Here is a 24,234-nt window from a genome sequence, read left to right as displayed (position 1 = left end):
CGCCCGTCCGTCACGGAGTGTCCCGCCATGGCGAGCGCCATCCAGAAAATCGCTCTCAATGCGTCCCGTGATATCCCCTTCAACAAACTGGTGCTGTCGCAGTCCAACGTGCGGCGCGTGAAGGCCGGCCTGTCGATCGAGGAACTGGCCCGCGATATCGAACGTCGCGGGTTGCTGCAGAGCCTGCACGTCCGCCCCGTCCTGAACGGGGAGGGGGCAGAAACCGGCACCTATGAGGTGCCTGCCGGTGGCCGCCGCTTCCGTGCGCTCGAACTGCTGGTGAAGCAGAAGAAGCTGGCGAAGACCGCCCCGGTGCCCTGCGTCGTGCGCGAGGCCGGATCGGCCATTCTTGCCGAGGATGATTCCCTGGCCGAAAACGTCCAGCGCGTGGCGCTGCATCCGCTGGATCAGTTTCGCGCCTTTCGCGACATGCTGGGGAAAGGCATGTCCGAGGAAGAGATCGCCGCCGCGTTCTTCGTCGTGCCAGCCGTGGTGAAGCAGCGTCTGCGGCTGATGACCGTGTCCGACAAACTGCTCGAGATCTACGAGCAGGACGGCATGAAGCTGGATCAGTTGATGGCATTTTCCATCAGCGACGATCACGCCCGTCAGGAACAGGTCTGGGAGATTATTGCCCAGAGCCATAACCGCGAGCCCTATCTGATCCGCCGCATGTTGACCGAGAAAACCGTCCGGGCATCGGATCGCCGCGTGCGTTTCGTCGGGCTGGATGCCTATCTTGCTGCCGGCGGTCCCGTCATGCGCGACTTGTTCGAAGCAGACGATGGCGGCTGGCTGCAGGATCCGACCATGCTCGACCGGTTGGTCATGGAAAAGCTGTCGTCAGCCGCAGAGGATATCCGTGCCGAGGGCTGGAAATGGGTCGAAACGGCACTGTCTTTCCCGTGGGGACACACGCGGGACTTCGTGGAGATCGAGGGCACGCCTGTTGCGCTTTCGGACGAAGAAACCGCCCGTCTGACTGCGCTGCACAGCGAGCAGGAAACGATCGAGGCGGAATACGCGCAGGCCGATGAGTTCCCGGAGGAAATCGACGCGCGCCTTGGTGAGATCGAGCTGGCCATCGAGGCGCTGGAGGAACGCCCGGTATCCTTCGATCCGGTGGACACGGCGCGGGCTGGTGCCTTCGTCAGCCTGGATACGGACGGCACGCTGCTGGTCGAACGGGGTTTCGTCCGGCCGGAAGATGTGCCGGCGGAGCCCGAGGACGGCCACGGTGCTCCCGAGAGTGATGATGATGCGGTCGTCTATCACAGCGTGGGTGACGATGGCGAAGGGGGCCTGCGGGAAAGTGGTCCGGACGCCGAGCCCGAGGAGGAAGACGGACTGAAGCCGCTGTCCGATCGCCTGCTGACGGAACTGACGGCCTGGCGCACGCTGGCGCTGCGCGATGCGTTTGCTGGCAATCCGCACATCGCGCTGACCGAACTGCTCCACACGCTGGTGCGTGACGTCTACTGGCAGGTCTCGGGCGTGGACTGCCTGGAAGCTTATGTCCGGGAGATCCCGCTGCAGGTCCATTCCCCCGACATGCAGGGCAGCCTTCCCGCCCACGCGCTGCGCCAGCGCAACGAGGGCTGGAAGCACGATCTACCGGAGGACGAGGATGCACTCTGGCAGTGGCTCGACCGGCTGGACGACACCAGTCGCTTGGCTCTGCTGGCGCATTGCCTGTCCTTCGGGATCAACGCGCTGCATGAATCGTCCCATGGTCCGTCTCTGGCGCGTAGCGTCAGGGAGCGGCTGGCCCGCGCCGACCGGCTTGCCGCCGCGCTGAGGCTCGATCTAGCCGAAGCGGGCTGGCAGCCGACGGTGGAGAACTATCTCGGCCGCGTCACCAAGGCGCGCATCCTCGAAGCCGTGCGCGAGGCGCGGGGTAACGAGGCCGCCGACCGCATCGCCCATATGAAGAAGGGCGACATGGCGCAGGCTGCCGAGCGGCTTCTGGACGGTTCGGGCTGGTTGCCAGAGGCGCTGCGCACAAGGAACGTGGCAGGGCGGAGTGAAGGAGAGGTAGGAGCAGCTGACATGCCCGACAGCCTGGACGCGGTTGCGGCTGAGTAACATCTGTCCATTGACTGATATGGGCGGCTTCCGGTCTCCGGAAGCCGCCTTTTATATGGGAGCGATGGCGCGTCCGAATGGCTGTCGACGATGGTCAGTGACGGGTCATAGGCTGCAGGTGTCGATCTGTTTCGAGTTTGAGGGCTGCTGTCCACAATGCTGTTTTGGTATAGAAATCTCGCCTGTTGAGGCCGGTGCCGGTTCGGTGCTCGTTGAGCAGTCCTGCCCAGCACAGCGGACGCAGGACATGGACGTAAAGACTGGCGGTCAGCTTGAAATCCCGGTGACGGATATCCTCCTCTTCACCCCCGTAGAGAACCGCGCATAGCCGCTCTTCTGTGACGGCAGCCTGGGCCTCGATATTGATGACGTTGAGAAAGATATCCCAGTTGCCGAACAGCGGCTCATCGCTTCGGGTGTAAGGACTGTGGTCGACGACAAACAGGAGGTGGGTTGTCAACAGTATCCAGAGCCGGGCAGGCTCTGATTTGAGTTGTCTCGCTAGGTCGGTCAGCCGCAGGGTGCCCTTGAAATGCCGTGCGAGCTTCGCGCTGAGCAGAACCTCATGCAGGATCACCAGCGGCGGGAAATCATGCTCATTCAGGACTTTGTTGACGGCGTAGAGGTATTCGACCGTATAGGCTGGCCAGTCAAATGCCTCGGCGGCCCACGCGACAAAATAGCGCTTGAGCGCCTTGGCGGGCGTAAGGCCGATCGGGCCGTTCTCCTCAATATAGCCGATCGTCAGCAGCGCGGTCTTCAGGATGAGGGCATGCGACAGGGGAAGGTCGGTGTCGGGCGAACGAAACGGATTCATCACAGAAACAATGAACCAGCTCGGTGCGAGTTGCCAGTCTGGCTTTGCCACGCGGGGACGATCTCCGTCCCGCGTCCTTCATTGTAATTCGGTTATCGCCTTCATGCCAGCCACAAGAAACGACTTCCCTTTTCAACGGGAGCGGACATCGGCATACACGTTTTCCTCAAGCTATAAAGATGCTCTAAAAATCAGGCCTTTCCCTTCCCGCAATCTAGGCCGTGTGCAGGTTTCGCTTTCATAAATGAGAACCTTTGGGAGTTCCAAAAAAGAATCTTGACATTCCTATTGGGAACTTGATAGTGCTCCTTACTCACGAATAGAGCGAGGAGAGTCTCGTGGAGGCTTTAGAAACTAAGACCGCCTCATTCACCAACATCTGCCTCGTTCTACTGCGCGCGGTACGCATAGAGCGTGATCAGACGCAGGCTCAGGTCGCTGATATGTGCAGTATGACCCCCAGCGCCTGGACGAAGATCGAAACAGGCAAAACTCCACTATCGTTCGAGCATCTACTTCGATGGTGTGCAGGTATGTGCATTCAAGTGTCGACAATTATCGCGACCGCTGAGCGCTATACGGCATTAATGAGCGATAAGTGGCGGCAGCCGGACCGGATAAAGTGGACCATTGTTAGTTTACCTCTTGATATCGGAGAGGATGATTTTCTTACTTTTGCGCATCAATATTGGTCGTCTCCCGGATTTAAGAGCGAACGTCGCAAAAGAATTTTCTTTAACTCCGTCTTGGACGGTCCGACATACCATCTAGACGGTAGCATATCGATCGCTCCAGTATTTCAGTTTGCGCTCGATCCTAGCTTTCGTGCTGATCACCTACTCTCAGATGATGAGTATGAAAAAGCTTATCCCTCTTCTAGGAGGGCTATATGGTAAAAGGCTGCTCATGATTCACGAAAGGACGTTCATTAGAGCAGAATTGGCATCCATGCAGACGTTTTACTTAAGTATATAGAACTTAAATTCGTCTCATTGTCCTTGGGGCTGTCAGATACGTGCTCTGAACCACGCGGGGATAGGTGGTAGCGCCCGCTTCCGAGTATTCCTTTCACGGAGCCGCCATTCAGTTCTCTCTCCAAGCCGCCTGTTTGCTCCACTTGCTTAAGCGGACAGGCGGTAGTCGCCTCTTCTCCGACCTTGTAGGCGAGTTTCGCACTTCCCGAAAGCTGACATGACCGTACGGCGGGCGAAAGTCGATCTGCGCTGATCTCGGGGGGCACCTCCAAAGACTTTGTTGACGGCCTGTGGGTCTAGGAGCGCATCTCGCCGATCATGAGTGCGAGGCTATCGTCGATGCGGATTGGTGAGGTCGACCTGTCGCAGCCGATAGCTAAGTATCTCTTGAGCCCTGACGACCGTGCTCCAAATGTACACATTTCGAGGAGTATCGCGTAATGCCCTTATTTTCGGTCGACATCTTCACGAAGGATCGACACCACCGCTTAGATTTTCACGCCTGTGGCGAGTCCGACGTCGTAGCGTTCTTCGGTATCTTTGGGACGGTCAAGGATGGCCAAATAAACACCGAGGCGGTCCAGCGTGCCACCCCAGTGCTGAAAACCGCCATCGCTAACTTTTGTGCCGAGCGGCGCGCACAAGCCCCGCAGCTTGGTGCGTTCATTAAGCTAATTGGCGGGCTCGCCGACGGCGAGGGATTTGTTATCGTTCCGGCGAGGGAGTGGACATCGGAGCAGACTATCGTCTTCGAGATGTTGGTCGGGTGGTCGAATGGTACGGTGAAGGAGGAGGACATCACCAAACATGGGCAGTTGTTTGGTGGGCTTTTGAGCAAATATAATTGCTGTGTAGCGCGTACTGATCGGCGCACGCAGGTCGGCAACGCACAGATTGAGCGGCGCACTTGTCGGTTCTGTCGACGTTCCAAGGCGGATGGGGCCAAGTTCGTGAAACAAGCGCATGCAATCTCGCGCGCACTCGGGAACATTCACTTGATACTCGCAGACGAGTGTGACGATTGCAACGAGTTCTTCGGCAATGAGTTGGAGCCGCACCTTCTTGAATTTCTCAAAATCCAGCGTGCTTTCCTTGGAATTACTGGCCGCGCCGGAAACCTTCGCATAGTAAGTCATGGAGGTACCATCCTCAACGATGGCGAGAAAATGGTTGTCGCCGTGCCGACAGAGAAGCTTCGTAACGAAGACGGCGTGATCACGATTGATTTGGCTGGTGATTTGCCCATCATACCGGAACGCTGTTACCGCACATTAGCGAAGTTTGTGCTTTCGATCATTCCCGAGGACAACTTGGCCCACCTCACTCGGACTATAGATTGGGTGCGTAACGGAGTAGTGCCGTCTCCAGTCCGCGCTCTTCTACCAGTGCAGGCTGCAATCGTACCGCTTCCGCCAAATTCGTCTGCACAACTGACGGTCTACATCCGAAAGGACGAGAAGTCGCCGCTCCCGCACATCGTGGGTGAATTTCGGCTAGGTTGTTTTCTATTCGTTTTCCATCTTCCTTTCTCTGACAGGGATGTGAAAGAGCCAGATTTTATTGGAAGTCCGGTCTTTGACGATGTTTTCCAGCATTACGGAAATGTTGGGAGTTGGCGGCCATACGCTTTCGATAGCAGGGAACCTCTCGAAGGCCCTACGGTGATAAGGCTAATCCCCAATCCGAACTCGGCCCCGGCCGCCGACTCGCCTCCAGCATAGACTGAAGAGGTGAACCGCCTGAAGCGAGCGGAAACGTCTGCTTCTGAGTGGTTCCACTCGGAAAGCGGACTGCTCGGTTTTCCCCCCACCCATTGCTGTCGTGATTTCTGGTAGGCGAGGGGAACGCCGTGTTCCGGGATGAGAGGCTGGGTGTTTCTGGGGTTGGATGGGATCCCGCGTGGGAAGTGGTGATCAGAGGAAGAGGGCGGCTTCGCCTGTGCTGCCGAATAACCGGCATCAGAGGAGAGTTTTCCATGACCACCATCCTGTCCCCTGCGTCCCGTGATGCCGCGTCCGGCGGCTTCCGGATCGACCCCTCCCGTGGCGACCGCAATGCCCGCGTCTCGTCCGAGTGGTTCTCGCGCCCGGATGATGAGCGGTACCTGTCGCTGTCCGACCTGCATGCCGCCACGCTGGCGCGGGCAGACCGGGCCTCGGCCCGCACCGTGGAAAGCCGGGCCATTCGCGTGGAGGCGAGCCGCGACAATGCCGAGCGCCTGACGCTCACCGTGCCGGGACAGAACGAGCCGATCGCCCCCACCCACTGGTCGTTCGGCCAGATGTGCAGTCTGGTTGGTGCCCCGTCGTCGTACCTGCGCAATCTTCCGGCTCCCTTGGCGGCGATCAACCTGCAGCACGGGCTGCTGTCGCACCGCGCCGAACTGGTCAAAACGCTGGAAACCGAAGACGGTCGAGTGGAACTGCGCGCCGTGACCGGTCCCGATTACGGCCGCATCTGGGACCATGAACTGGTCGGCGCGGTACGCAAGATCGCCGGGGATGGCACGGGTGATACCAACTGGAAGGTGCCGGGTGTCATCGACTGGGCCACCATGACCCACAATCCCTATGTCGACATCACCAGGGAAACCACGACGCTCTACGCATCGGATCGCGATGTCTTCCTGTTCCTTGTGGACGATACGCATCCCATTGAAGCCGGCCGTCTGCCCAACGGCGAACCCGATCTCTATTTCCGGGGTTTCTATGCCTGGAACAGCGAGGTCGGTAGCAAGAGCCTCGGCATCGCCTCCTTCTATCTGCGCGGAGTGTGCCAGAATCGCATGTTGTGGGGCGTGGAAAATTTCGAACAGATCACGATCCGGCATAGCAAGTTCGCCGCATCGCGTTTCGTGCATCAGGCGACACCGGCGCTCCGGAATTTCGCCACCGCCAGCCCGGCCTCGTTCGTCTCCGGCATTCAGGCCTCGCGCAAGGCGCTGGTGGCGAAGAGTGACGAGGATCGTGAAATCTTCCTGCGTCGTCGCGGGTTCTCGAAACCGGAAACTACGAAGATCATCGAAACCGTGCTGCACGAGGAGGGACGCAAGCCGGAGAGCGTGTTCGATTTCGTGCAGGGGATCACGGCACTGGCGCGGACAAAGGCCAATCAGGACACGCGGCTGGATCTGGAAGAGAAGGCCCGCAGGCTGATGGAGCGTGCTTCCTGAAAGCCGCTTCTCTGTCTTTCCTTAAAGACGTTTTTACGAGCCCGGCCACTGAGCCGGGCTTTTTCGTTTCGGGAGTTCTTCCGATGGCCGATTTCTTCACGCATTTTTCCTGCGTTCTCGACGTGGGCACAGTGGACAATGCCGCAAAGGCGCTCGACCTCTACAACGCGTTCATGGACGAACTGGCGGCGGAAGACCCGCCGTCTGACGGTTTTATTCTGTCGATCGTGCCTGAGTATGGCGGCACGAAACTCTGGATGCACGATGAGACGACCGGCGATCCGCATCAGGTTGTGGAATTCGTGCTACGTTGCGCACGGGCATTCCGGTTGCGGGGCCGATGGGGATTCCAGTGGGCCAATACGGCGTCCCATCCCCGGATCGGCGCGTTCAGCGGCGGCGCGCATCTGCTTGACCTTGGCAGGCGCAAGACGATTTCATGGATGACCACCGATCGCTGGCTGGCGATCGCCATTGACGGAGGCAATCCAGACACAGGAGGGCAGGGGTAATGGCCTCGCATGATGCGGGCGATCTCGCCCGTCGTCTGGCGGAAAATGCGGAGGCGGTGTGCCGGCGGTATCTTTCCGCCGGTCGCCGTCACGGCAATTACTGGCTGGTCGGTGACGTGCGGAATGCGCCCGGCCGGTCGCTGTTCGTCCGGCTGCACGACACCGCCAATGGCAGGGCCGGCAAGTGGACCGACGCACAGTCGGGCGAGCATGGCGACCTGCTCGACGTGATCCGCGAAAGCCTCGGCCTGGTGGACTTCCGCGACGTGGCCGACGAGGCGCGTGCCTTCTTCAGCCTCCCTCGCCCCGATCCAGTACCGTCGTCGCGGGAGCGCCCGGTTCAGGAACGCGGATCTGCCAGTTCTTCCGAAGCCGCGCGTCGGCTCTGGGCCATGTCCGGGCCGATCGCGGGCACGTCCGTAGAAGCGTATCTCCGTAGACGCGACATTACGCTTTTGCACGGAGCCGGAGCCCTGCGCTTCCATCCGCACTGCTTTTACCGCCCGGACGAGGACAGTCCGACCGAGACCTGGCCCGCGATGATCGCCGCCGTCACCGACCTCGACGGCACTCTGACTGGGGTGCATCGCACCTGGCTGGCGGCGGAAGGGCGCGGCAAGGCGGCGGTCGATCATCCGCGTCGTGCTCTGGGGGGCCTGCTCGGCCATGCCGTGCGCTTCGGGGTCGTAACCGATGTGCTCGCCGCCGGGGAAGGCATCGAGACGGTGCTGTCGCTGCGGCAGGTTCTGCCCGACCTGCCGCTGGCCGCCTGCCTGTCCTCGGCACATCTCGCTGCCCTGATCTTTCCGCCCACGCTGCGCCGTCTCTACGTGCTGCGCGATGACGACCCGGCCGGGGATCAGGCGCTGGCGACGCTGCACGCCCGCGCAAATGACGCCGGGATCGAGATGATCGGTCTGTCGCCGCGGCTGGGCGATTTCAACGATGATCTCCGTGCCCTCGGACGCGGGGCGCTGCGGGCGATCCTGCATCCCCAACTCGCGCCAGCGGACGTGGCCCGCTTTCTGGAGGCCGCCGGCACCTGAGCGGGCCGGAAAGAGGGGCGGGCGGTTCCGTTCTTCTTTCGGCGGGTCTGTTCGGCCTCCCGTGCGACAGGTCCGCGCCCCGGCCTTTCTGGAGGGGAGCGGGCGTCAGCCGGGCCGGGCCTTCAATGGCGGGGGCCGGCTATTTTCCGTCGCGCCCCTTGGGGGGGGGGGCGCTTTACATCGCGAGGCAAAATAGCTGGCGCCCCTGCCATCCTTCGCTGCGCTGCGGCCGCGCGCGAGCGCGCGGTTCCGGCCCGTCCCTGGTCTGCCGCTATCCGCCCCCGGAAAGGTCGCGAAGGGCGCGGCCGGTATCCCGGAGGACAGCCCCATGACCCACGTGACAGACGACTTCGAACCCGACCATGCCGCATCCCCGACCGCCCATGTGCTGGCGGAACTCCAGATGTATGGCTACCGTCCCTTCGAGGACGAGCCGGACCCGAGGCCGCTGCCCGAAGCGCCGCGCATCGGGGGTGCTGTGGCCGACATCTTCGACGCCATTGCCGCGACCCTGACCGACACACGGCTGGAACCCGACCTCGAAACCCTGCTCTGGTCCACGGTCAACATCTTCCATCGCATGGTCGGCCAGGTCGAACGCGAGCTTGACCGCAACGAGGTGGCGCAAAAACGCAGTCAGCAGGAGCAGGACGGCAGCGAGATCCGCTCGGTGGAACTGGAGCGGCTGATCGCCGAAGGGCTGACCCTGATCGAGCGCCGCAACGCCTACGAAATCTTCCGCGACGAGGCGCAGGAGCAGTTCGAACGCCTGACCCTGAGCGCGTGGCGTCCGAAGGCCGGCTCGCTGGTCTCACGCCGGACCATGACGGCCTCCATGATCGACAGCCGCGATTTCCTGAATGCCCGACGCCGCGCCGAGGGCGAATTACTGGTCCCGCCCGGCCCCAAGGTGGTCGTGACCGGCGGTCTCGATTTCGACGATCATATCCTGATCTGGGATCGGCTCGACAAGGTCCGGGCCAAGCATCCCGACATGGTGCTGTTGCACGGCGGCTCGCCCAAAGGCGCCGAATTCATCGCCTCACGCTGGGCCGATCACCGCGAGATCGTGCAGATCGCCTTCAAGCCGGACTGGACGAAGCATGCCAAGGCAGCGCCCTTCCGCCGCAACGATGCGCTGCTCGACACCATGCCAATCGGCGTCATCGTCTTTCCCGGAACCGGCATTCAGGAGAACCTGGCCGATAAGGCGAAGCGCCTCGGTATCCCGGTCCTGCGGTTCGGCGGCGGCGCGTGAGCGCCGTCTTTAGCCCGGATTGCCCGTGACCGCGATCCGCGCGGAACGGGCATAGAAGGCCAGTTCGGTATCGCCGGGCACCAGAAGGTCGAGCAGGCCCTTCATGTCCTGCATGTCCGAATAGGATTGAAACGGCCCTGGTTGCCGTTCGATCGCCAGCACCGCTATGGCGAGCGCCTTTTTGACCAGATGCAGTTCGCGCCCCGTGATTTCCGCCATGACGTCTTCTCCCTGAGAGACGATAACGATGCACGTCCGCGTGCCGGACGCCAGTACGATTCTCGTTCCGTCGACACATCGTTTTCGCTATGATGCGGGTTGCGCCGTGGTGGTGGTGGCAGGCGCGACCGTCAGATCATGTCATCTTCACGGGAGCCGCCACCATGGTGATCTTCGCACCGTTCCTGATCGTCGCCGGCATCGGATTTTTCTGCTGGCTCATGTTCACGCTCGCGGTCTTCGCCTTGCCGTTTGCCGGCGGCCTGTATGCCGGGCTCTGGGCGTTTCATACCGGTGCCGGCGTGATCGGCGCCCTGATCGTGGGCGTCATGGCGGGCATTGCGACTTTCACGCTCGGCCAGATTGCACTCGCCTGCGCGCCATGGATCTGGCTGCGAGGACTGATCGTCCTGCTCTATACGGTGCCCGCCATCATCGCCGGCTTTAGCGCCACGCACGGCCTTGCCCAGATGATGATGCCGTCCGCCGTCTGGCAGCTCTTCTTTTCGGTGATCGGCGCGATTGCGGTCGGCATCACGGCGGTCGTCCGCTTTACCGGCATGGCCCCACCCGGACCAGCCGACGGAAGCATCGCGCGGGTCTGACGGCCTGCGCGGCAACCGGAGGCAGGCCTGGATCAGGCACTTCGTGGAGATGCGCGTCCTTTCGTCATGAGAAAGGCGGGGTGTGGCGATAAAGTCTGGCGCAACGTGCATCCGCCCCTGATGGTCCCTCTCGCGGGGCTGCCGGCTCAGGACCATTTTCCTGTTCTGCGCGCGTTGACAAAAACAGTGGCCGACGCAGTGTGCCCGCAGGGCACGCGCCCACGAGAACGGGTCATGGTCATGGCCGGAACGGCCCGGTGACGATGCCTGGCTTTTTCCCTGCCGGATCCTGCACGCCGAGGGGGCATCATGTCCTCCGTGACGTGCGCTCTGTCGGGCCGCGCACGCATACGGCCTCTGAAAATGGCTGATCTAGCCGGAGGGCGGCTTCGCCTCGATCGGCTATGGCGCAACAGCGGGCCATAATTTTCCTCCCCTGCCGGCTGCGCCGTCATTCCTCGCGCACCAAGAAAATTCCGTCCCGCCGTCCTCCGTTGCGCTTCGGTCCCTGTGGGATGCGCCGCCGGTCGCCTCCGTCTGTCCGATCGCCATCGAGGCCGCAATGGTGCGGGCTCGATAACAGAGATCACGGAGCAGTATCATGGCCACCATCGGCACCTTCAGGAAGACCGGCAACGAATATGTCGGCGAAATCGTCACCCTCTCGGTTCAGGTCCGCAATGTCCGTATCGTTCCCGACACCGGACGCCAGAGCGAGAACGCCCCCAGCCACAGGGTGTTCGTCAACAGGGCCGAGATCGGGGCGGCCTGGTCCAAGCAGTCCAACGAGGGACGCAGCTATCTGGGCCTCAAGCTGGATGATCCGAGCTTCAACGCCCCGATCTTCGCCAATCTCTTCAACGACGAGGACGGCGAGACCTACAGCCTGATCTGGTCCCGCCCCAACGGTCGCCGCAACGGCGACTGAAGTGCCAGCGATCCCCCGCCCGGCCGGTCCGGGCGGGGCCTTCGCATGACCGATCGGGAACTGGCGGGCGGGCCCGCAACGGTTGCGCCGTGCCCGATCCGCCGGTGTGCGGGCAAGAAACGGGAATAGGGCTTCCCTCAGTCTTCCCATTGTACCATGCCCGGCGTGAACCGCCTCAAGGACGCGCGGTCCCCCCAATTTTGCCCGGCGCCCCTGCGAGCACACCAGACAAAATCGGCTCCCCCGCGCGCCGCTGGCGCGGTCGCCGGCGGCGATCCCTGACCCGGTTCACGCGTGCATGAGGCAACGGCCTGTCTTCGAGAAACGAAAGGAGCAGGACGATGACCACGCTACACGACCAGATCCAGATGCTGCGCGCCGAACTCACCAGCTACGCACTCAGCCGCCGCGAGCGGGCACAGATCGAGCGCGAACTGAAGCAGGCATGCGCGCAATTCGCGGCGGACCGCTACGATGAGACACCCCCCGCATAGAACGGGGGGCTTTTCGTATGGTCGCCCGTACCTTCGGACATCCAGACGCCGGTTCCACTTGGCCATCATCCTGAAAGAACGATGTTGAATCTCTCTAACACGACTATTATAGTCGTATTTCTGGTGTGCATGCTCCGCGTGTCGGATGTGATCATGGATGATCACTGGCCGACAGGTTAGGGCGGCACGGGCACTTCTGAACTGGACACAGGAGATGCTCGCTGAAAAAGCCCTCGTAGCACTGACCGCGCTGAAGCGCCTTGAATCCGAACGCGGTCTCGGCGTCCATGAGGGCACGACCGACCAGGTCCGCCGTGCGCTGGAGGCGGCGGGCATCCTGTTCATCGAGTCCGGACAAGGACGCGGCGTCATGTTTCTTCACGAGACTTCCGGTAATGAAGCGCGGCAGGCTAGGGTGCGTCGCGTTCGTTCTCCGACCTGATTGGCCCCACCATGCAGAAGCCCCCGCTCGACCCGCCCGTCGCCGACAGCGCCCCGGAAGCGTCCTGTCTCACCGGCTACGACGAACAGCACCTCATCACCTATCTGCGTCTGCTGGACGCCGAGGCCGACGGTGCCGACTGGCGCGAGCTCGCCCGGATCGTGCTCCACCGCGACCCGGCGGCCGATCCCGAGGGTGTCCACCGCTGCTGGCACAGCCATCTGGCGCGGGCGCACTGGATGACCGAGCATGGCTACCAGCATCTGCTGCGCGGCGGCGCGCCCCACTGACACCCTGGATCGTTGCGTGATCCGCAAGACCTGTTGCAGGACCGGGGCGTAGCGGGCAGCGGGATGGTCTGGCATACTCTCGCCAGCAAGTGCTTGCCCTGTTCCCACCCGTTACGCATCGGAGACGACGCCATGAGCCGCGCCAACTGGCGGTCGGCGGGCGCGTACGAGGGCCTGCGGTCGCTCGACGCCCCTGCCTTTGCCTTGCAGTTTGTCAGTCGCAATCGGGACTTTATCCGTGAGCGTGCCACTCTTCAGCGCGCGTTGCGCCGGGGTGCCCTGATGCAGCCGGATGCCGAGGCCTTCGCCCGGCGCTGGGGGTTGCGATTTCGAAAGTGTGCGCACTGCGCTGAACCCGCGTACTGCCTTGTGGAGTGCCGCGGTGCTGCCGAGCGTGATCGCGCTGATGGAAGCGCCGACCGGTCTGGCTGAGCCGGATCACCCGCCGTTCACCTCTGTTTTTATCGGATTGCCGGCGGGCCAGGTTGGTGAACTCCTGCTCGAGCGCCCAGGCGTCGTTCTGCGCCTGCATCTGGTGACGTCGGGGATCGAAGCCCTCTCCGTCGTCCTGCCGCTCGACGCCCTGTTTGAGGTGCGCGTCCAGGCCGCGTTGCGGCTCTGGCGCGCGCTGGTGGGCCGGCGCTCCGGACCCGATCCCGCGACCCTGTCGCCAGATCGGGTCACTCGGCTGATCCTGGCGCTCCGTACGCTCGATGGGTTGGACGCCGGGGCGACGCAGCATGAGATCGCGTTCGTCCTTTTCGGTCAGAAGGTTTCCGCACGGGACTGGCTCTCGCACGATCTGCATTTCCGCATGAAACGGCTGGTGCGTTTCGCGCGGCGGCTGACCGCGGGTGGCTATAGACGCCTCCTGCTGCATCCGTTTCGGGGGCGATGAAGTGCCCCGGAACACTTACTTCAATTCCGGGCAAATGCGGTTAGCCGTGTCAATTGGGGTGTTTCCGACATGGGAATAAGTGTCGATTTTATGAAGGTTTTTTGCTTACTTCCGTAAGGGAGTTGTTCGTGTCGAAATAAAAACTTTTGTCTGCTTCGTCTCTTAATGCTGTGGAATAGTAACCATATTCACGGTTACTTTGTCCGAATTTAACATTGAGAATGAGTCCATTAAATTCGCATTCGCGCATCTTTTTCATCGTGTAAGAAAAGCCCCCGTCGTTCGATACCAGAACGATAAAATGGCAAGGAAAACCATCGTTCAAACACGCCATCATTTCAGTTGCGATCTGCGTATCAACATTGGTTTGGCGTGGTGGGAGGCGTATCCAGTCTCCGTCTTTAATCTCAAGGTTTAGAATTTTTTCTATTTCAAATTCGTTAGACGATTCTTTAAGAAAAATTGTGCGCGCCTGAATATAGCGCTCAATATCGAATTCCAAGGTTGTGAGCGGCAGCGCTTGAAGAAGTTCTGTACGCCGATCAGTGGAAATATTTTTACAATCTAGCTCTTTGAAAAGTGAATTTCGCTCAATCTCCTTTTCCTTCTGCCATTTTTTGATTTTTACTTCGTCAGGAACAGACAGAATCGCATCGCAATAGGATGTCTGCGTAGAAAACAGGCTATGCTGCGTGTTGTTATGGAGCCATGAACTTATCTCGCTGGAAATACTGGCGATTACCTTTCCTACTTTAGCTGCGCTAGGCCATTCCTTGTGGCACCGGTGATATCCGCTACGTAGGTGATAACCGTCCACGATAATCTTGCCGTGCATCGCCTCGGTCAGGTCAATCTCGAATGCCAATTTTTCTGATTTTTGCATTGTTACAGAATTGCCTTCCGTTTGGATGCGCGAGCCGAGATTGAGAGTCGACATAGCGCCTTTGCCTGTCAAGAACCGATCTCACCCCGTGGTGAGATCGGTCCTAGTTCCGAACATGCCCGCTCCGCCACGCTGATCCCTGCTGGCCGCATTTGTCCCGCGGCCCCAGACAGCGATCACGGAGCCTTCTCATGTCCGCCAATTACAGCGATCTGCCGCCGCGCTATCTGCGCACGCCCGACGCTTCGCGCTTCGTCGGGCTTTCCATTCGCACTCTGGAAAAACACCGGATCTACGGCACCGGCCCGCGCTACTCGAAGCTCGGTGGCCGCGTGGTCTATCGGGTCGATGAACTGCAGGCCTGGGTCGAGAGCGGGGCACGCGCCCATACCTCTGACACCACCGCCGGCACGGTGTCGGCGGCCGCGCGGCAAAGCCCGCTGATCCCGCCGACACCGGCGACTTCACGCGGGAACCGACGCTGATGTCCCCGACGGGCAGAGTGCGCTCCGAGCGCGAGCAACTGGAACTCTTCCATGCGATTGCGGGAGATTTCGCCCCTCGTGACGCGCAGGATCTGATGGCGTTCCCATTCTTCAGCCTCGCCAAATCCCCTCGTATGGTCCCGATCGATTACCGGACCCCGGACGTCACCATCCGGGTCGAGGCGTCAGCCGAACATGGCATGGCCACGATCTGGGACGCCGACGTGCTGATCTGGGCCGCCAGCCATCTCGTTGCCGCTCGCGACGCCGGTCGGCGCACGTCGCGCCTGATGGTGGCCAGCCCGCGCGAGATCCTGACCTTCATCGGCCGGGGCGACAGCGCGCGGGATTATGAGCGGCTGGAAGCGGCGTTCGATCGACTGCAATCCACCACGATCAAGACGTCGCTCCGGCAGACCGGGAAGGGGCAACTGCACCGTTTTTCCTGGATCAACGAATGGAAGCGGCACACCGCGCGGGAAGGGCGCACCCGCGTGATCGAACTGATCCTGCCCGACTGGTTCTACCAGGCGGTTCTCGATGACGCGCTCGTGCTGACCATTGACCCGGCCTACTTTGGCCTCACAGGCGGTCTGGAGCGCTGGCTTTATCGCATCGTGCGCAAGCATGGCGGTCGCCAGCGCGCGGGCTGGGCCTTCGGCCTGCGTCATCTTTACGAAAAATCCGCCAGCCTTTCCCCGTATCGCCGCTTTGCCTTCGAACTGCGTGAGATGGCGAAGCGGCAGCCCTTTCCCGGCTATCGGCTGTCGGTGCGCCCTGACCGCAATGGCAATGACACGCTGGCCTTCGCGCCTGTCAAATTATCCACAGGCACCCGTGGACAACTTGTGAATTCATCCGTGCTATCAGTTGTGGATTTATCCGTGCCATCACTGCCACGGCATCCGTGCTATCGTTTGCGGAAAACGCCGAATCACGACATCGAATCAAGCGGTTATGACACCCTTAACTTAGAATCTAACTTAAAAGAGTCTAACTTTAAGAATGTTGGCCCCCCTGCCGATCCGTGGAAAACCCCCGGAGAGGGGCCATGATCGTGGCCTTCCTCAACCAGAAGGGCGGCGTCGGCAAGACGACGCTGGCGCTGCATCTCGCAGGCCAATGGGCTCGGGAAGGCCAGCGCGTGACGGTCATCGACGCCGACCCGCAGGGCTCGGCGCTGGACTGGTCGGCGCAGCGCGCGCGGGAAGGACTGCCCCGGCTGTTCGGCGTGATCGGGCTGGCACGCGACACACTCCACCACGAAGCGCCGGAACTGGCGCAGGGGGTGGACCACGTCGTCATCGACGGTCCGCCTCGGGTGGCAGCACTGCTGCGCTCCGCCCTGCTGGCTGCCGACTTGGTGCTGATTCCGGCCCAGCCCTCGCCATTCGACGGCTGGGCCTCGGCCGAGATGCTGCGGTTGCTGGAGGACGCGCGCTTCTTCCGTCCCGGCCTGCTGGCCCGTTTCGTACTCAACCGCTGCGCCGCACGCACGGTCATTGCCCGCGAAACGCGGCTCGCGCTGGTGGGGCATGAGCCTGCCGCTCTAGCGGCGCGGATCGGCCAGCGGATTGCTTTCGCCGACGCCGCGCGCACCGGCCGCCTGGTCTGCGACCTGCGCCCGCACGGGATCGCAGCCCGCGAAATCGCCGCCCTGACGGCCGAGATCGGGGGACTGGTGCCATGACCCTCCTGACCGGCGACAGCGCGCTCCTGATGCCCTGGCACGGCCCCTACGACATGATCCTGGTCGATCCCCCCTATGGCGATACGTCGCTCGCATGGGACCGATGCGTGCCGGACTGGCCGGGCAAGGCGCTCGCCGCCCTGAAACCGAGTGGCTCGCTCTGGGTGTTCGGTTCACTGCGGAGCTTTCTTGCATCCAGCGCCGCATTCCGGAATGCGGGCTGGAAATATGCCCAGGAACTGGTCTGGGAGAAGCAGAACGGTTCCAGCTTCCATGCCGACCGTTTCCGCCGCGTGCATGAATTGCTCGTCCAGTTCTATCGCGACGATACGCCCTGGCGTGCCGTTTACAACTCGGTCCCGACCACGCCCGACGCTCGGGCGCGCACGGTCCGGCGGAAACACCGGCCGCCGCATATGGGGCAGATCGATGCCGGCCATTACGTCAGCGAGGATGGCGGCCCGCGCCTGATGCGTTCCGTGATTCCGGTCCGCAATGCGCATGGCCGCGCCATCCATCCCACCGAGAAGCCGGTGGCCCTGCTGGAGATCCTGATCCGTACGAGCTGCCCGCCGGGCGGTCTGGTGGGTGACTGGTTCGCCGGATCGGGTGCGGCCGGTGTCGCCTGCCGATTGGCTGGCCGGCGCTATGTCGGCTGCGAGATCGATCCTGTCATGGCGCAGAAGGCGCGTGACCGTATCGCGTCCGTGCTGCCGCTCGGTGAAGGAATTTCGCCATGACGGAACGTCGCACGCCGCCCGGTTTCGCCGCGCGTCCCGCCGATCCTGAGCGCTGGGTCAGGGCGCCGGAGAAGCCTGCGACCCCCAACCGTTTTACCGCCCGGCTGACCATCGACGTTACGCCGGCGCTCCGCGCCCGCCTCAAGGTCGCGGCGTTCCAGCGCGGCATCACGGTCGCCGACATGCTGCGCGTGCTGCTGGCCCGCGAGTTCCCCGATACCTCTGGAGATGTGCCATGAACGACACCCTCGCTCATGTCGAACTGACCTGGATCGAGAAGCGCATCGAGCACTGGATCCGCTTTGGTCCAGTCGCCCATGAGCAGATTCTTGATCGTCGCCGACGGATACTGAGCTTTCCTCCGGACGCCGTGTTCGCCTTCCTGCGCTGGGCAGCGAACGATTACGGCACGGTGGTGTCCTGCATCGACATCGTGCGCGTTACCCGTCCCGGCGAGCCGTATCAGACGGTGCCGTTCGTGCGCCCTGGTGGTGAAAGCCTGCTGCGCCAGAGCGGCTGGCCGAAGGTCCGGCTGGTGCTCGAAGTGATCGATCGCATCGAGGCGACCGGTATCGACCCAGTCGACGTGGCCCCCGAGCATTGGCGGCATCTGCACAATCGGATGCTCGCCGGGCAGGCACCACGCCCCTACACGCGCGACCGCCATGATGCCTGGTTGCGCCGGAGGGCGGTATCATGACGCGCTTCGGCTGGTTCTTCACCACGTATTTCGCAGTCCTCGGTGCCGGCACGTCATTGGCGATCCATCCGGCGCCCCGCCTGATCTGGAATGCCACCGCCAGCACGCCGGTCGGGCTGTATCGCCTGCAATCGGCCCGCTCATTGCATGTCGGCGACCTGATCGCGATCCGGCCACCCTCCGACATTGCCACGATGCTGGCGCACGGCGGCTATCTGCCGCTCGGTGTGCCACTGCTCAAGCCGGTTGCGGCACTGCCGGGGCAATTGGTCTGCCGGATCGGCACCGTCGTTTCGGTCGATGGCACGGTGCTTGGCGATGCGTTGGCCCGCGATCATCGCGGCCGTCCGCTGCCGGTCTGGCAGGGATGCCGGCACGTCCTGCCCGGGCAGATTTTCGTCATGAACCCGGCAGTCCCGACCAGTCTCGACGGCCGCTATTTCGGCGTCCTGCCGGTCGATGCAGTGCTCGGCCGCGCCCAGCCACTGTGGCTCATGGCGTCACCGATGTCTCTCAACCCCAACCAGAAACGAGGCTGACATGGCCCAGATCGGTACTTTCACGCGCACGGCTGACGGCTTTGCCGGTCGCCTGCGCACGCTCGCCCTCGACGTTGAACTGACGATCGTGCCGGCGACATCGTCGGACGCCGAGCATGCGCCCGACTATCGCATCCATCTTGGTGACGCCGATGCCGGACCGGAGGTCGGCGCGGGGTGGAAACGCACCGGCGAGAAGGCGGGCACCTATCTCTCGCTCGTTCTCGATGACCCCATGCTGGCGCAGCCGATCCGCGCCAACCTGTTCCAGTCCGATCGTCAGGGGCGTGCCTTTCATCTGGTCTGGAGCCGCCCGGTGAAGCGTGATGACCGGCGGTAAGGCGGCGCTCCGTCTGCTCTGTATCGTGCTTCCGACCGTCGTTTCATTGACGATACCGGGGCATGTCGCGGCCGCTGATCCCTACGCCGACATGATCGCGGAAGCCGCCACGCGCGCGCGGATTCCGGCCGCATGGATTGCTGCCGTCCTGCACGCCGAGAGTAGGGGCGATGCGCATGCCGTGTCGTCGGCGGGTGCTATGGGGCTCATGCAGGTGATGCCCGGAACATGGGCCAGCCTGCACACGTCGCTCGGCCTCGGCGACGATCCCTTCGATCCGCACGACAACATTCTGGCGGGGGCGACCTATCTGCGCTGGATGCGGGACCGCTACGGCGAGGCCGGTTTTCTTGCTGCCTATAATGCCGGTCCCGCGCGCTATGACGAACATCTCGCGACCGGTCGGCCGCTTCCTGTCGAGACGCGGAATTACGTCGCATCGGTCAGCGCGCAGCTGGCTCTTCCGCCTGCCGATGACATCGCTGTCAGTGCTTCGGCTGTACCATTGTGGCAGGTTTCCTCCCTCTTTCCGGCCTCATTCCTGCGCACGGGCGAGGCGTCCCGGCCTGTCGAAAGCCCGCACGATCCGGCACGTTCATCCGGTCCCCGCCCGACTGACTGGACGGCGCTTGCCCCGCAATCGGCCGGTCTGTTCATCGCCTCAGGGCATGGGGAAGCACGTCGATGACCCCCGTTCCGGTCCATCGGGCGCTGGCGGCCTACGGGTGCCTTGGGGATGGGGTGCCGGGGGGAGGCAGGCAACGGAAGGAAGGACGGCAAGGTAAAAGCAGCGCCCGTTCGGGGCCGCATGTGGTTGGTTTGATTGGGGAATTTGTCCTCTCACGATGCAGCGCCTGCGGCTCTTCGGACAATTTCCCTAATCTTTTCAACGATCCGGGCGCCGTCAGGCGCACATCGCAGCGGAGAGCGGGCCATGGCGACGCGCGATGACAGCCTGACTGTCCGGCCCGGACGCATCCAGCATGGCAACCAGGGCGCGCGACCGAAGTCCTTCGTCGGTGAGGTCATGCGTGCCGCGAAAAGGGCCGGTCATACCGGCACCCGGTTCGGCGCGAAGGGCAGGGGAGGCGGCGGTGGTTCCCGTTTCGGGCGGGGCCGACGTGCAGCACTATCCATGCGGCTGCGCGGCAACGCCCGTCGGGTCGTGGTCAAGGCGCGCGTTGTTCGTCAGCAGGGCACGCGCTTCCGGTCGGCGCCGCTCGCCCGGCACATCGCCTATCTCAGGCGCGAGGGCGTGACCCGCGACGGCGCCAGGGCCCATCTGTTCGATGCCGGTTCCGACGAAGCGGACAGCAAGGCCTTCGCGGAGCGCTGCTCCGACGACCGGCATCATTTCCGCTTCATCGTCTCGCCCGAGGACGCGGCGCGGATGGAGGATCTGCGGGGTTTCGCGCGTGAACTGATGCAGGACATGGAGCGCGACCTGGGCACCAAGCTGGACTGGGTCGGGGTCGACCACTGGAACACCGACAACCCGCATGTCCACATCCTGGTGCGCGGCGTGGCCGATGACGGCAAGGATCTGGTGATCAGCCGCGCTTATATAAGTCAGGGCATGCACAACCGCGCCGCCGAACGGGTGACGCTGGAGCTGGGCCCGCGCAGCGAACAGGACATCCGCACCGCCCTGGAGAGGGAGATCGGCGCCGACCGCTGGACCAGCCTCGATCGCGCGCTGCAGGACATCAGCGACCAAGGGGGCGGCATCGTCGATCTGCGGCCGGGCGCGGGTGCCGAAGACCCGCAACTGCGGCGCCTGCTGGTTGGCCGGGCGACCAAGCTGGAAGGGCTTGGCCTGGCCGAACGAGTCGGGGTAGCGCGCTGGGCTCTCAAGCCGGGGCTGGAGGCGACGCTGCGCGATCTTTCCATCCGGGGCGACATCATCAAGACCATGCACCGCGCGATGGTCGGCGGCGGGGTGGAACCCGATGTCGCGGGTTTCGCGATCCACGGCGAGACGCTGGCCGATCCCGTCATTGGCCGGCTGGTCGAGCGCGGGCTGGATGACGAACTGAAAGGCTCCGGCTACGTGGTCATAGCCGGCACCGACGGGCGGACGCATCATGTCCGCTTCCCCGATCTGGAGTTGACCGGCGATGCCAGGACCGGTGCGATTGTCGAGACCCGGAGTTGGGAGGATGCCAAAGGCACGCAGTGCCTGTCACTGGCGACGCGCTCGGACTTCACGCTGGCCGAGCAGGTGACGGCACCCGGTGCAACCTGGCTAGATCGCCAGTTACTCGCAAAAGAGCCGGCACTGGCCAATGCGGGCTTCGGCGCGGAGGTCCGCGCGGCGATGGCGCGGCGGATCGACCATCTGGCGTCCGAGGGGCTGGCCCGGCGGCAGGGCGAACGGGTGGTGTTCGCACCTGATCTGATCGGCACCCTGCGTCAGCGCGATCTTGATCAGGCGGTTGCCAGATTGGCGGCGCAGACCGGGCTGGAGCACCGGCCCGCGCGGGAGGGCGAGATCGTCTCGGGGGTCTATCGCCAGCGGGTCGATCTGTCCTCCGGCCGCTTCGCGATGGTCGATGACGGGCTGGGCTTCCAGCTCGTGCCGTGGCGTCCGGCGCTGGAGCAGAAGCTCGGCCGCCATGTTAGCGGCACGATGTCGCCGGGAGGCAGTGTCGACTGGAATCTCGGCCGCAAGCGTGGACTCGGATTGTAGGTCGTCGCATTGGGCATGCGCGAAGATGGCCGAACACTACTGACCGCCCCTTTCCCAGCTATATCCGGGATAGCGTGGGCACAGTCCGGTCGTTGGTCACATTACCCGTGTTGAGGGTCGTGTTCGGCTCCAGGAGGACAACATGGCATTCATCGCCGAGGGCCTCGGGGCAATGCTCCACCCCATGTGGCACGATGATGAATTCGCCGGCTTCGATGTCGATGTCGCGATCCCGGAAATGCATGCGCAAGATCCCGGAGACGACCAGGAACAATTCATCCTCATGCTCGTGATGGTGCCAGTCGAACGTGCCCTTGAATTTTGCTAGCTTGATTTGGGAGGTGTTGATCTCACCCGCCACGCGGGGGCTCCAGTAATCGGAAAATGTCGCAAAGGCCTGCGCCAGGTTTATCTTTTCCATCAGAAGGTTCTCCATCAGATCTGGGACAGGATAGTCTGGGCATGGGCGATCTGGTCCGAAAGATCCGGCGGCGCCGGAAACGCGCCGTCGAGCAGCGCCGTGCCGACCGTGAAACCGGCGGCCCCTGCCGACGCGGCGGCCCGAATCCGTTCCGTCCGGTCGAGCGAGCCGGCGACGATGACGGGCTTGTCCGCCACGGCTTCGCAGACCCGTCGCATCAGGTTCGGCACGTCCCCAGCGAACCGATAGGCCAGCAGATCCAGTCCATGCACGCCGGGCCGAGAGGCAAGATCGACGGCGCTGCGCACGATTTCGGCTTCGGTTCCCTCAAGGATGCTGGGATGACCGCTGATTCGGCCGGGAAAAGGGTAATAGCGGATCGTCGTGCCGTCCAGCAGCGGCAACACGTCATCGACATGCGTCCCGCCCAGCAGATAATCGACACCCAGTGCGATGCCGGCCCGCACCGAGCGCAGCTCGCTCTCGCGATCGAGCGAGACGACTTCCAGATAAATCTTCGCCCCGGCCTGCCGGATCGTGGCCGCCAGCGCCTGGAGGGCCGGAAACGGCAGGCCGATATCCTTGAACCCGATATGGCGGACCCCCGCGGTTCGGGCGGTTTCGACCAGATCGGCCGCATTCTCCACCGTCCGGTCGTTGCGGGTCAGCATGAAAATGAAATCGGGTCGGATCATGTCGCGGCTCCGGTGAGGCGAAGGGCGTAATCGAATGCCGTCTCCAGGCTGGACGGATCGGCGACGCCGCGTCCCGCGATATCGAAGGCGGTACCGTGGTCGGGACTGGTGCGCACGAAGGGCAGGCCGAGCGTGATGTTCACGCCCTGCGCCAGGCCCATATATTTCACCGGGATCAGCCCCTGATCATGGTACTGCGCCACCACGACGTCGAAGCGCCTCTCGCGCGCCTGCATGAACACCGTGTCGCCGGGCCAGGGGCCGGATGCATCGATGCCCTCCCGCCGGGCCTGAGCGATGGCGGGCGCGATGATAAGGGCTTCCTCGCCGCCGAACAGGCCGCCTTCCCCGGCATGGGGGTTGAGACCCGCCACGGCTACGCGCGGACGTTCGATGCCTAGTGCCCGCGCGCCCGCGTGGGCGAGGCGGATCGCCGCCATCTGCGCGGATTGATCGGCGCGTCGGATCGCATCCCGCAGCGAGCAATGGGTGGTCACCAGCACGACGCGGATGTCCTCATTCGCCAGCATCATGGCGACACCTGCGCCACCGGCCTGCTCGGCGAGGATTTCGGTGTGGCCGGGGTAACGCAGGCCGGCGGCGGCGAGGGCTTCCTTGTGGATCGGCGCGGTGACGATGCCCCGGACGGCACCGGTTTTTGCCAGCCGGATGGCGGCAATGATTGCCGCATAGGCGGCGCGGCCGCTTTCGGCGCTGATCCGGCCTATGGGCGGCAGGGAAACGCCTTCTGATGACACCAGGACATTCAGCTCCCCGTCATCGAACCGGGCTTCCGCCGATGTTGGGATCCGGCGCACGCGCGCCGCCGGATCAAGTGCGGCCAGTGCGTGGCGCATCACCAGCGGATCGCCGACGACGATCCACCGCCGTTGCGCCGGTCGCCGCAGGAACATCCGGGCCACGATTTCCGGCCCGATCCCGGCGGGATCGCCCATCGTGATGGCCAGCGGCCGGGTGTGGCAGGAGGATGGTGCGGTCATGATGGTGAGAATAGCGGAACGGTGCCGGAGGAAAATCGATATGAACTGACCTATTTTGGTGATAAAAACTGACCAATGAAGCGATCCGATATCCCGTCGTTGGACGATCTGCGCGCCTTCGCGGCGGTGGTCCGCCTGGGCTCGGTGCGGGCGGCTGCTGTGGAACTGGCCCTGACGCATGGGGCGGTCAGCCGCCGGGTGTCCAAGCTGGCCGCCGAATTGAACCTGACATTGCTGGAACCGGACGGGCGCGGCGTGCGGCCGACCCGGGATGGCGCGCGGCTTGCACGAGCGGCGACCGACGCGCTGGG

Annotated in this window: 31 protein-coding genes; 25 read left to right on the top strand and 6 right to left on the bottom strand. The window is 63.1% G+C overall.

The annotated features are described in order from the left end of the window. The first annotated feature begins 27 nt into the window (after window positions 1-27). Complete coding sequence (locus HUK82_RS02620) at window positions 28-2,085, top strand: ParB/RepB/Spo0J family partition protein (RefSeq protein WP_176612468.1); 2,058 nt, start codon at window positions 28-30, stop codon at window positions 2,083-2,085. 94 nt (window positions 2,086-2,179) lie between these two features. Here HUK82_RS02620 and HUK82_RS02615 read toward each other — a convergent pair whose 3' ends face one another. Then, window positions 2,180-2,902, bottom strand: a complete 723-nt coding sequence (locus HUK82_RS02615) for a hypothetical protein (RefSeq protein WP_176612494.1) — start codon at window positions 2,900-2,902, stop codon at window positions 2,180-2,182. 338 nt (window positions 2,903-3,240) lie between these two features. On the opposite strand from HUK82_RS02615, the gene HUK82_RS02610 reads away from it, so the two are divergent. The 6 genes from HUK82_RS02610 (at window position 3,241) to HUK82_RS02585 (ending at window position 9,864) form a co-directional block, all read left to right on the top strand. Next, window positions 3,241-3,798 (top strand): helix-turn-helix domain-containing protein, encoded by a 558-nt coding sequence (locus tag HUK82_RS02610; RefSeq protein WP_212648160.1) that lies wholly within the window; start codon window positions 3,241-3,243, stop codon window positions 3,796-3,798. Between the two features lie 518 nt (window positions 3,799-4,316). After that, window positions 4,317-5,597 (top strand): hypothetical protein, encoded by a 1,281-nt coding sequence (locus HUK82_RS02605; RefSeq protein ID WP_176612467.1) that lies wholly within the window; start codon window positions 4,317-4,319, stop codon window positions 5,595-5,597. A 254-nt stretch (window positions 5,598-5,851) separates the two neighbouring features. Beyond that, on the top strand, window positions 5,852-7,048 hold the full coding sequence (locus HUK82_RS02600) for a DUF932 domain-containing protein (protein WP_176612466.1): 1,197 nt from the start codon (window positions 5,852-5,854) through the stop codon (window positions 7,046-7,048). Window positions 7,049-7,131: 83 nt separating this feature from the next. After that, window positions 7,132-7,560 (top strand): hypothetical protein, encoded by a 429-nt coding sequence (locus HUK82_RS02595; protein WP_176612465.1) that lies wholly within the window; start codon window positions 7,132-7,134, stop codon window positions 7,558-7,560. After that, entirely contained in the window at window positions 7,560-8,606 is a 1,047-nt protein-coding gene (locus HUK82_RS02590) for a DUF7146 domain-containing protein (RefSeq protein ID WP_176612464.1), read from the top strand. The genes HUK82_RS02595 and HUK82_RS02590 overlap by 1 nt, the downstream gene beginning before the upstream one ends. Before the next feature lie 328 nt (window positions 8,607-8,934). Then, window positions 8,935-9,864 carry a DUF2493 domain-containing protein gene (locus HUK82_RS02585; RefSeq protein WP_176612463.1) on the top strand — a complete coding sequence of 310 codons (930 nt, stop codon included), beginning with the start codon at window positions 8,935-8,937 and terminating at the stop codon, window positions 9,862-9,864. Window positions 9,865-9,873: 9 nt separating this feature from the next. On the opposite strand, the gene HUK82_RS02580 is transcribed toward HUK82_RS02585, so the two are convergent. After that, window positions 9,874-10,083, bottom strand: coding sequence for a hypothetical protein (locus HUK82_RS02580; RefSeq protein ID WP_176612462.1), 210 nt, complete (start codon window positions 10,081-10,083; stop codon window positions 9,874-9,876). 164 nt (window positions 10,084-10,247) lie between these two features. Between HUK82_RS02580 and HUK82_RS02575 the strand changes: the two genes are divergently transcribed. From HUK82_RS02575 to HUK82_RS02545, 7 genes are all read left to right on the top strand, one after another. Further along, window positions 10,248-10,688, top strand: coding sequence for a hypothetical protein (locus HUK82_RS02575; protein WP_176612461.1), 441 nt, complete (start codon window positions 10,248-10,250; stop codon window positions 10,686-10,688). Between the two features lie 601 nt (window positions 10,689-11,289). Further along, on the top strand, window positions 11,290-11,616 hold the full coding sequence (locus tag HUK82_RS02570; protein ID WP_041249219.1) for a DUF736 domain-containing protein: 327 nt from the start codon (window positions 11,290-11,292) through the stop codon (window positions 11,614-11,616). 341 nt (window positions 11,617-11,957) lie between these two features. Beyond that, a complete protein-coding gene (locus HUK82_RS02565) occupies window positions 11,958-12,110 on the top strand; it encodes a hypothetical protein (protein WP_173363360.1) in 153 nt (50 codons plus the stop codon). A gap of 157 nt (window positions 12,111-12,267) precedes the next feature. After that, on the top strand, window positions 12,268-12,552 hold the full coding sequence (locus tag HUK82_RS02560; RefSeq protein WP_176612460.1) for a helix-turn-helix domain-containing protein: 285 nt from the start codon (window positions 12,268-12,270) through the stop codon (window positions 12,550-12,552). An 11-nt stretch (window positions 12,553-12,563) separates the two neighbouring features. After that, window positions 12,564-12,842 carry a DNA -binding domain-containing protein gene (locus tag HUK82_RS02555; protein WP_176612459.1) on the top strand — a complete coding sequence of 93 codons (279 nt, stop codon included), beginning with the start codon at window positions 12,564-12,566 and terminating at the stop codon, window positions 12,840-12,842. 132 nt (window positions 12,843-12,974) lie between these two features. After that, entirely contained in the window at window positions 12,975-13,274 is a 300-nt protein-coding gene (locus tag HUK82_RS02550) for a transcriptional regulator domain-containing protein (protein WP_246495749.1), read from the top strand. Further along, window positions 13,225-13,740, top strand: a complete 516-nt coding sequence (locus HUK82_RS02545; protein WP_264802143.1) for a DUF2285 domain-containing protein — start codon at window positions 13,225-13,227, stop codon at window positions 13,738-13,740. Before HUK82_RS02550 ends, HUK82_RS02545 begins: the two co-directional genes overlap by 50 nt. Window positions 13,741-13,828: 88 nt before the next feature. Here the strand turns inward: HUK82_RS02545 and HUK82_RS02540 are convergent, their stop codons facing one another. Continuing rightward, window positions 13,829-14,677, bottom strand: coding sequence for an NYN domain-containing protein (locus HUK82_RS02540; RefSeq protein WP_176612458.1), 849 nt, complete (start codon window positions 14,675-14,677; stop codon window positions 13,829-13,831). 137 nt (window positions 14,678-14,814) lie between these two features. On the opposite strand from HUK82_RS02540, the gene HUK82_RS02535 reads away from it, so the two are divergent. The 10 genes from HUK82_RS02535 (at window position 14,815) to HUK82_RS02490 (ending at window position 21,806) form a co-directional block, all read left to right on the top strand. Further along, complete coding sequence (locus HUK82_RS02535; protein WP_012222350.1) at window positions 14,815-15,108, top strand: helix-turn-helix transcriptional regulator; 294 nt, start codon at window positions 14,815-14,817, stop codon at window positions 15,106-15,108. Further along, on the top strand, window positions 15,108-16,163 hold the full coding sequence (locus HUK82_RS02530) for a replication initiator protein A (RefSeq protein WP_176612457.1): 1,056 nt from the start codon (window positions 15,108-15,110) through the stop codon (window positions 16,161-16,163). Before HUK82_RS02535 ends, HUK82_RS02530 begins: the two co-directional genes overlap by 1 nt. After that, window positions 16,160-16,798 carry a ParA family partition ATPase gene (parA, locus tag HUK82_RS02525; protein ID WP_176612456.1) on the top strand — a complete coding sequence of 213 codons (639 nt, stop codon included), beginning with the start codon at window positions 16,160-16,162 and terminating at the stop codon, window positions 16,796-16,798. The genes HUK82_RS02530 and parA overlap by 4 nt, the downstream gene beginning before the upstream one ends. After that, complete coding sequence (locus tag HUK82_RS02520; RefSeq protein WP_012222353.1) at window positions 16,795-17,538, top strand: DNA-methyltransferase; 744 nt, start codon at window positions 16,795-16,797, stop codon at window positions 17,536-17,538. The genes parA and HUK82_RS02520 overlap by 4 nt, the downstream gene beginning before the upstream one ends. Next, on the top strand, window positions 17,535-17,777 hold the full coding sequence (locus HUK82_RS02515) for a ribbon-helix-helix protein (protein WP_041249222.1): 243 nt from the start codon (window positions 17,535-17,537) through the stop codon (window positions 17,775-17,777). The genes HUK82_RS02520 and HUK82_RS02515 overlap by 4 nt, the downstream gene beginning before the upstream one ends. Continuing rightward, window positions 17,774-18,238, top strand: a complete 465-nt coding sequence (locus HUK82_RS02510) for a DUF2840 domain-containing protein (RefSeq protein WP_012222354.1) — start codon at window positions 17,774-17,776, stop codon at window positions 18,236-18,238. Before HUK82_RS02515 ends, HUK82_RS02510 begins: the two co-directional genes overlap by 4 nt. Continuing rightward, window positions 18,235-18,777 carry a S26 family signal peptidase gene (locus tag HUK82_RS02505; RefSeq protein ID WP_176612455.1) on the top strand — a complete coding sequence of 181 codons (543 nt, stop codon included), beginning with the start codon at window positions 18,235-18,237 and terminating at the stop codon, window positions 18,775-18,777. The genes HUK82_RS02510 and HUK82_RS02505 overlap by 4 nt, the downstream gene beginning before the upstream one ends. Window position 18,778: 1 nt before the next feature. Then, the gene (locus HUK82_RS02500; protein ID WP_176612454.1) at window positions 18,779-19,117 is read left to right on the top strand and encodes a DUF736 domain-containing protein; all 339 of its coding nucleotides are present in this window, start codon (window positions 18,779-18,781) and stop codon (window positions 19,115-19,117) included. After that, window positions 19,104-19,805 carry a lytic transglycosylase domain-containing protein gene (locus tag HUK82_RS02495; protein WP_176612453.1) on the top strand — a complete coding sequence of 234 codons (702 nt, stop codon included), beginning with the start codon at window positions 19,104-19,106 and terminating at the stop codon, window positions 19,803-19,805. Before HUK82_RS02500 ends, HUK82_RS02495 begins: the two co-directional genes overlap by 14 nt. A gap of 246 nt (window positions 19,806-20,051) precedes the next feature. Then, complete coding sequence (locus tag HUK82_RS02490) at window positions 20,052-21,806, top strand: relaxase/mobilization nuclease domain-containing protein (protein WP_176612452.1); 1,755 nt, start codon at window positions 20,052-20,054, stop codon at window positions 21,804-21,806. 58 nt (window positions 21,807-21,864) lie between these two features. Here the strand turns inward: HUK82_RS02490 and HUK82_RS02485 are convergent, their stop codons facing one another. The 3 genes from HUK82_RS02485 to pdxA are packed head-to-tail and all read right to left on the bottom strand — an operon-like array spanning window position 21,865 to window position 23,923. Then, window positions 21,865-22,227 carry a cupin domain-containing protein gene (locus HUK82_RS02485; RefSeq protein WP_012553955.1) on the bottom strand — a complete coding sequence of 121 codons (363 nt, stop codon included), beginning with the start codon at window positions 22,225-22,227 and terminating at the stop codon, window positions 21,865-21,867. A 14-nt stretch (window positions 22,228-22,241) separates the two neighbouring features. Continuing rightward, on the bottom strand, window positions 22,242-22,922 hold the full coding sequence (locus HUK82_RS02480; RefSeq protein ID WP_012553954.1) for a type 1 periplasmic-binding domain-containing protein: 681 nt from the start codon (window positions 22,920-22,922) through the stop codon (window positions 22,242-22,244). After that, window positions 22,919-23,923, bottom strand: a complete 1,005-nt coding sequence (pdxA, locus tag HUK82_RS02475) for a 4-hydroxythreonine-4-phosphate dehydrogenase PdxA (protein WP_176612451.1) — start codon at window positions 23,921-23,923, stop codon at window positions 22,919-22,921. The genes HUK82_RS02480 and pdxA overlap by 4 nt, the downstream gene beginning before the upstream one ends. 75 nt (window positions 23,924-23,998) lie before the next feature. Between pdxA and HUK82_RS02470 the strand changes: the two genes are divergently transcribed. Further along, window positions 23,999-24,234, top strand: a 236-nt coding sequence (locus tag HUK82_RS02470) for a helix-turn-helix domain-containing protein (RefSeq protein WP_176612450.1), incomplete at its 3' end; no start/stop codon positions are given.

The sequence above is a fragment of the Ameyamaea chiangmaiensis genome, from assembly GCF_013376175.1.
GTDB classification, from domain to species: domain Bacteria; phylum Pseudomonadota; class Alphaproteobacteria; order Acetobacterales; family Acetobacteraceae; genus Ameyamaea; species Ameyamaea chiangmaiensis.
This window is presented reverse-complemented; position numbering and strand designations above follow the sequence as displayed.

Excerpts from the sequence above, each read along its gene's own strand:
- HUK82_RS02620 (WP_176612468.1), top strand. The coding sequence starts at position 28 with ATGGCGAGCGCCATCCAGAAAATCGCTCTCAATGCGTCCCGTGATATC.
- HUK82_RS02615 (WP_176612494.1), bottom strand. The coding sequence starts at position 2,902 with ATGAATCCGTTTCGTTCGCCCGACACCGACCTTCCCCTGTCGCATGCC.
- HUK82_RS02605 (WP_176612467.1), top strand. The coding sequence starts at position 4,317 with ATGCCCTTATTTTCGGTCGACATCTTCACGAAGGATCGACACCACCGC.
- HUK82_RS02600 (WP_176612466.1), top strand. The coding sequence starts at position 5,852 with ATGACCACCATCCTGTCCCCTGCGTCCCGTGATGCCGCGTCCGGCGGC.
- HUK82_RS02595 (WP_176612465.1), top strand. The coding sequence starts at position 7,132 with ATGGCCGATTTCTTCACGCATTTTTCCTGCGTTCTCGACGTGGGCACA.
- HUK82_RS02590 (WP_176612464.1), top strand. The coding sequence starts at position 7,560 with ATGGCCTCGCATGATGCGGGCGATCTCGCCCGTCGTCTGGCGGAAAAT.
- HUK82_RS02585 (WP_176612463.1), top strand. The coding sequence starts at position 8,935 with ATGACCCACGTGACAGACGACTTCGAACCCGACCATGCCGCATCCCCG.
- HUK82_RS02580 (WP_176612462.1), bottom strand. The coding sequence starts at position 10,083 with ATGGCGGAAATCACGGGGCGCGAACTGCATCTGGTCAAAAAGGCGCTC.
- HUK82_RS02575 (WP_176612461.1), top strand. The coding sequence starts at position 10,248 with ATGGTGATCTTCGCACCGTTCCTGATCGTCGCCGGCATCGGATTTTTC.
- HUK82_RS02570 (WP_041249219.1), top strand. The coding sequence starts at position 11,290 with ATGGCCACCATCGGCACCTTCAGGAAGACCGGCAACGAATATGTCGGC.
- HUK82_RS02565 (WP_173363360.1), top strand. The coding sequence starts at position 11,958 with ATGACCACGCTACACGACCAGATCCAGATGCTGCGCGCCGAACTCACC.
- HUK82_RS02560 (WP_176612460.1), top strand. The coding sequence starts at position 12,268 with ATGATCACTGGCCGACAGGTTAGGGCGGCACGGGCACTTCTGAACTGG.
- HUK82_RS02555 (WP_176612459.1), top strand. The coding sequence starts at position 12,564 with ATGCAGAAGCCCCCGCTCGACCCGCCCGTCGCCGACAGCGCCCCGGAA.
- HUK82_RS02550 (WP_246495749.1), top strand. The coding sequence starts at position 12,975 with ATGAGCCGCGCCAACTGGCGGTCGGCGGGCGCGTACGAGGGCCTGCGG.
- HUK82_RS02540 (WP_176612458.1), bottom strand. The coding sequence starts at position 14,677 with ATGTCGACTCTCAATCTCGGCTCGCGCATCCAAACGGAAGGCAATTCT.
- HUK82_RS02535 (WP_012222350.1), top strand. The coding sequence starts at position 14,815 with ATGTCCGCCAATTACAGCGATCTGCCGCCGCGCTATCTGCGCACGCCC.
- HUK82_RS02530 (WP_176612457.1), top strand. The coding sequence starts at position 15,108 with ATGTCCCCGACGGGCAGAGTGCGCTCCGAGCGCGAGCAACTGGAACTC.
- parA (WP_176612456.1), top strand. The coding sequence starts at position 16,160 with ATGATCGTGGCCTTCCTCAACCAGAAGGGCGGCGTCGGCAAGACGACG.
- HUK82_RS02520 (WP_012222353.1), top strand. The coding sequence starts at position 16,795 with ATGACCCTCCTGACCGGCGACAGCGCGCTCCTGATGCCCTGGCACGGC.
- HUK82_RS02515 (WP_041249222.1), top strand. The coding sequence starts at position 17,535 with ATGACGGAACGTCGCACGCCGCCCGGTTTCGCCGCGCGTCCCGCCGAT.
- HUK82_RS02510 (WP_012222354.1), top strand. The coding sequence starts at position 17,774 with ATGAACGACACCCTCGCTCATGTCGAACTGACCTGGATCGAGAAGCGC.
- HUK82_RS02505 (WP_176612455.1), top strand. The coding sequence starts at position 18,235 with ATGACGCGCTTCGGCTGGTTCTTCACCACGTATTTCGCAGTCCTCGGT.
- HUK82_RS02500 (WP_176612454.1), top strand. The coding sequence starts at position 18,779 with ATGGCCCAGATCGGTACTTTCACGCGCACGGCTGACGGCTTTGCCGGT.
- HUK82_RS02495 (WP_176612453.1), top strand. The coding sequence starts at position 19,104 with ATGACCGGCGGTAAGGCGGCGCTCCGTCTGCTCTGTATCGTGCTTCCG.
- HUK82_RS02490 (WP_176612452.1), top strand. The coding sequence starts at position 20,052 with ATGGCGACGCGCGATGACAGCCTGACTGTCCGGCCCGGACGCATCCAG.
- HUK82_RS02485 (WP_012553955.1), bottom strand. The coding sequence starts at position 22,227 with ATGGAAAAGATAAACCTGGCGCAGGCCTTTGCGACATTTTCCGATTAC.
- HUK82_RS02480 (WP_012553954.1), bottom strand. The coding sequence starts at position 22,922 with ATGATCCGACCCGATTTCATTTTCATGCTGACCCGCAACGACCGGACG.
- pdxA (WP_176612451.1), bottom strand. The coding sequence starts at position 23,923 with ATGACCGCACCATCCTCCTGCCACACCCGGCCGCTGGCCATCACGATG.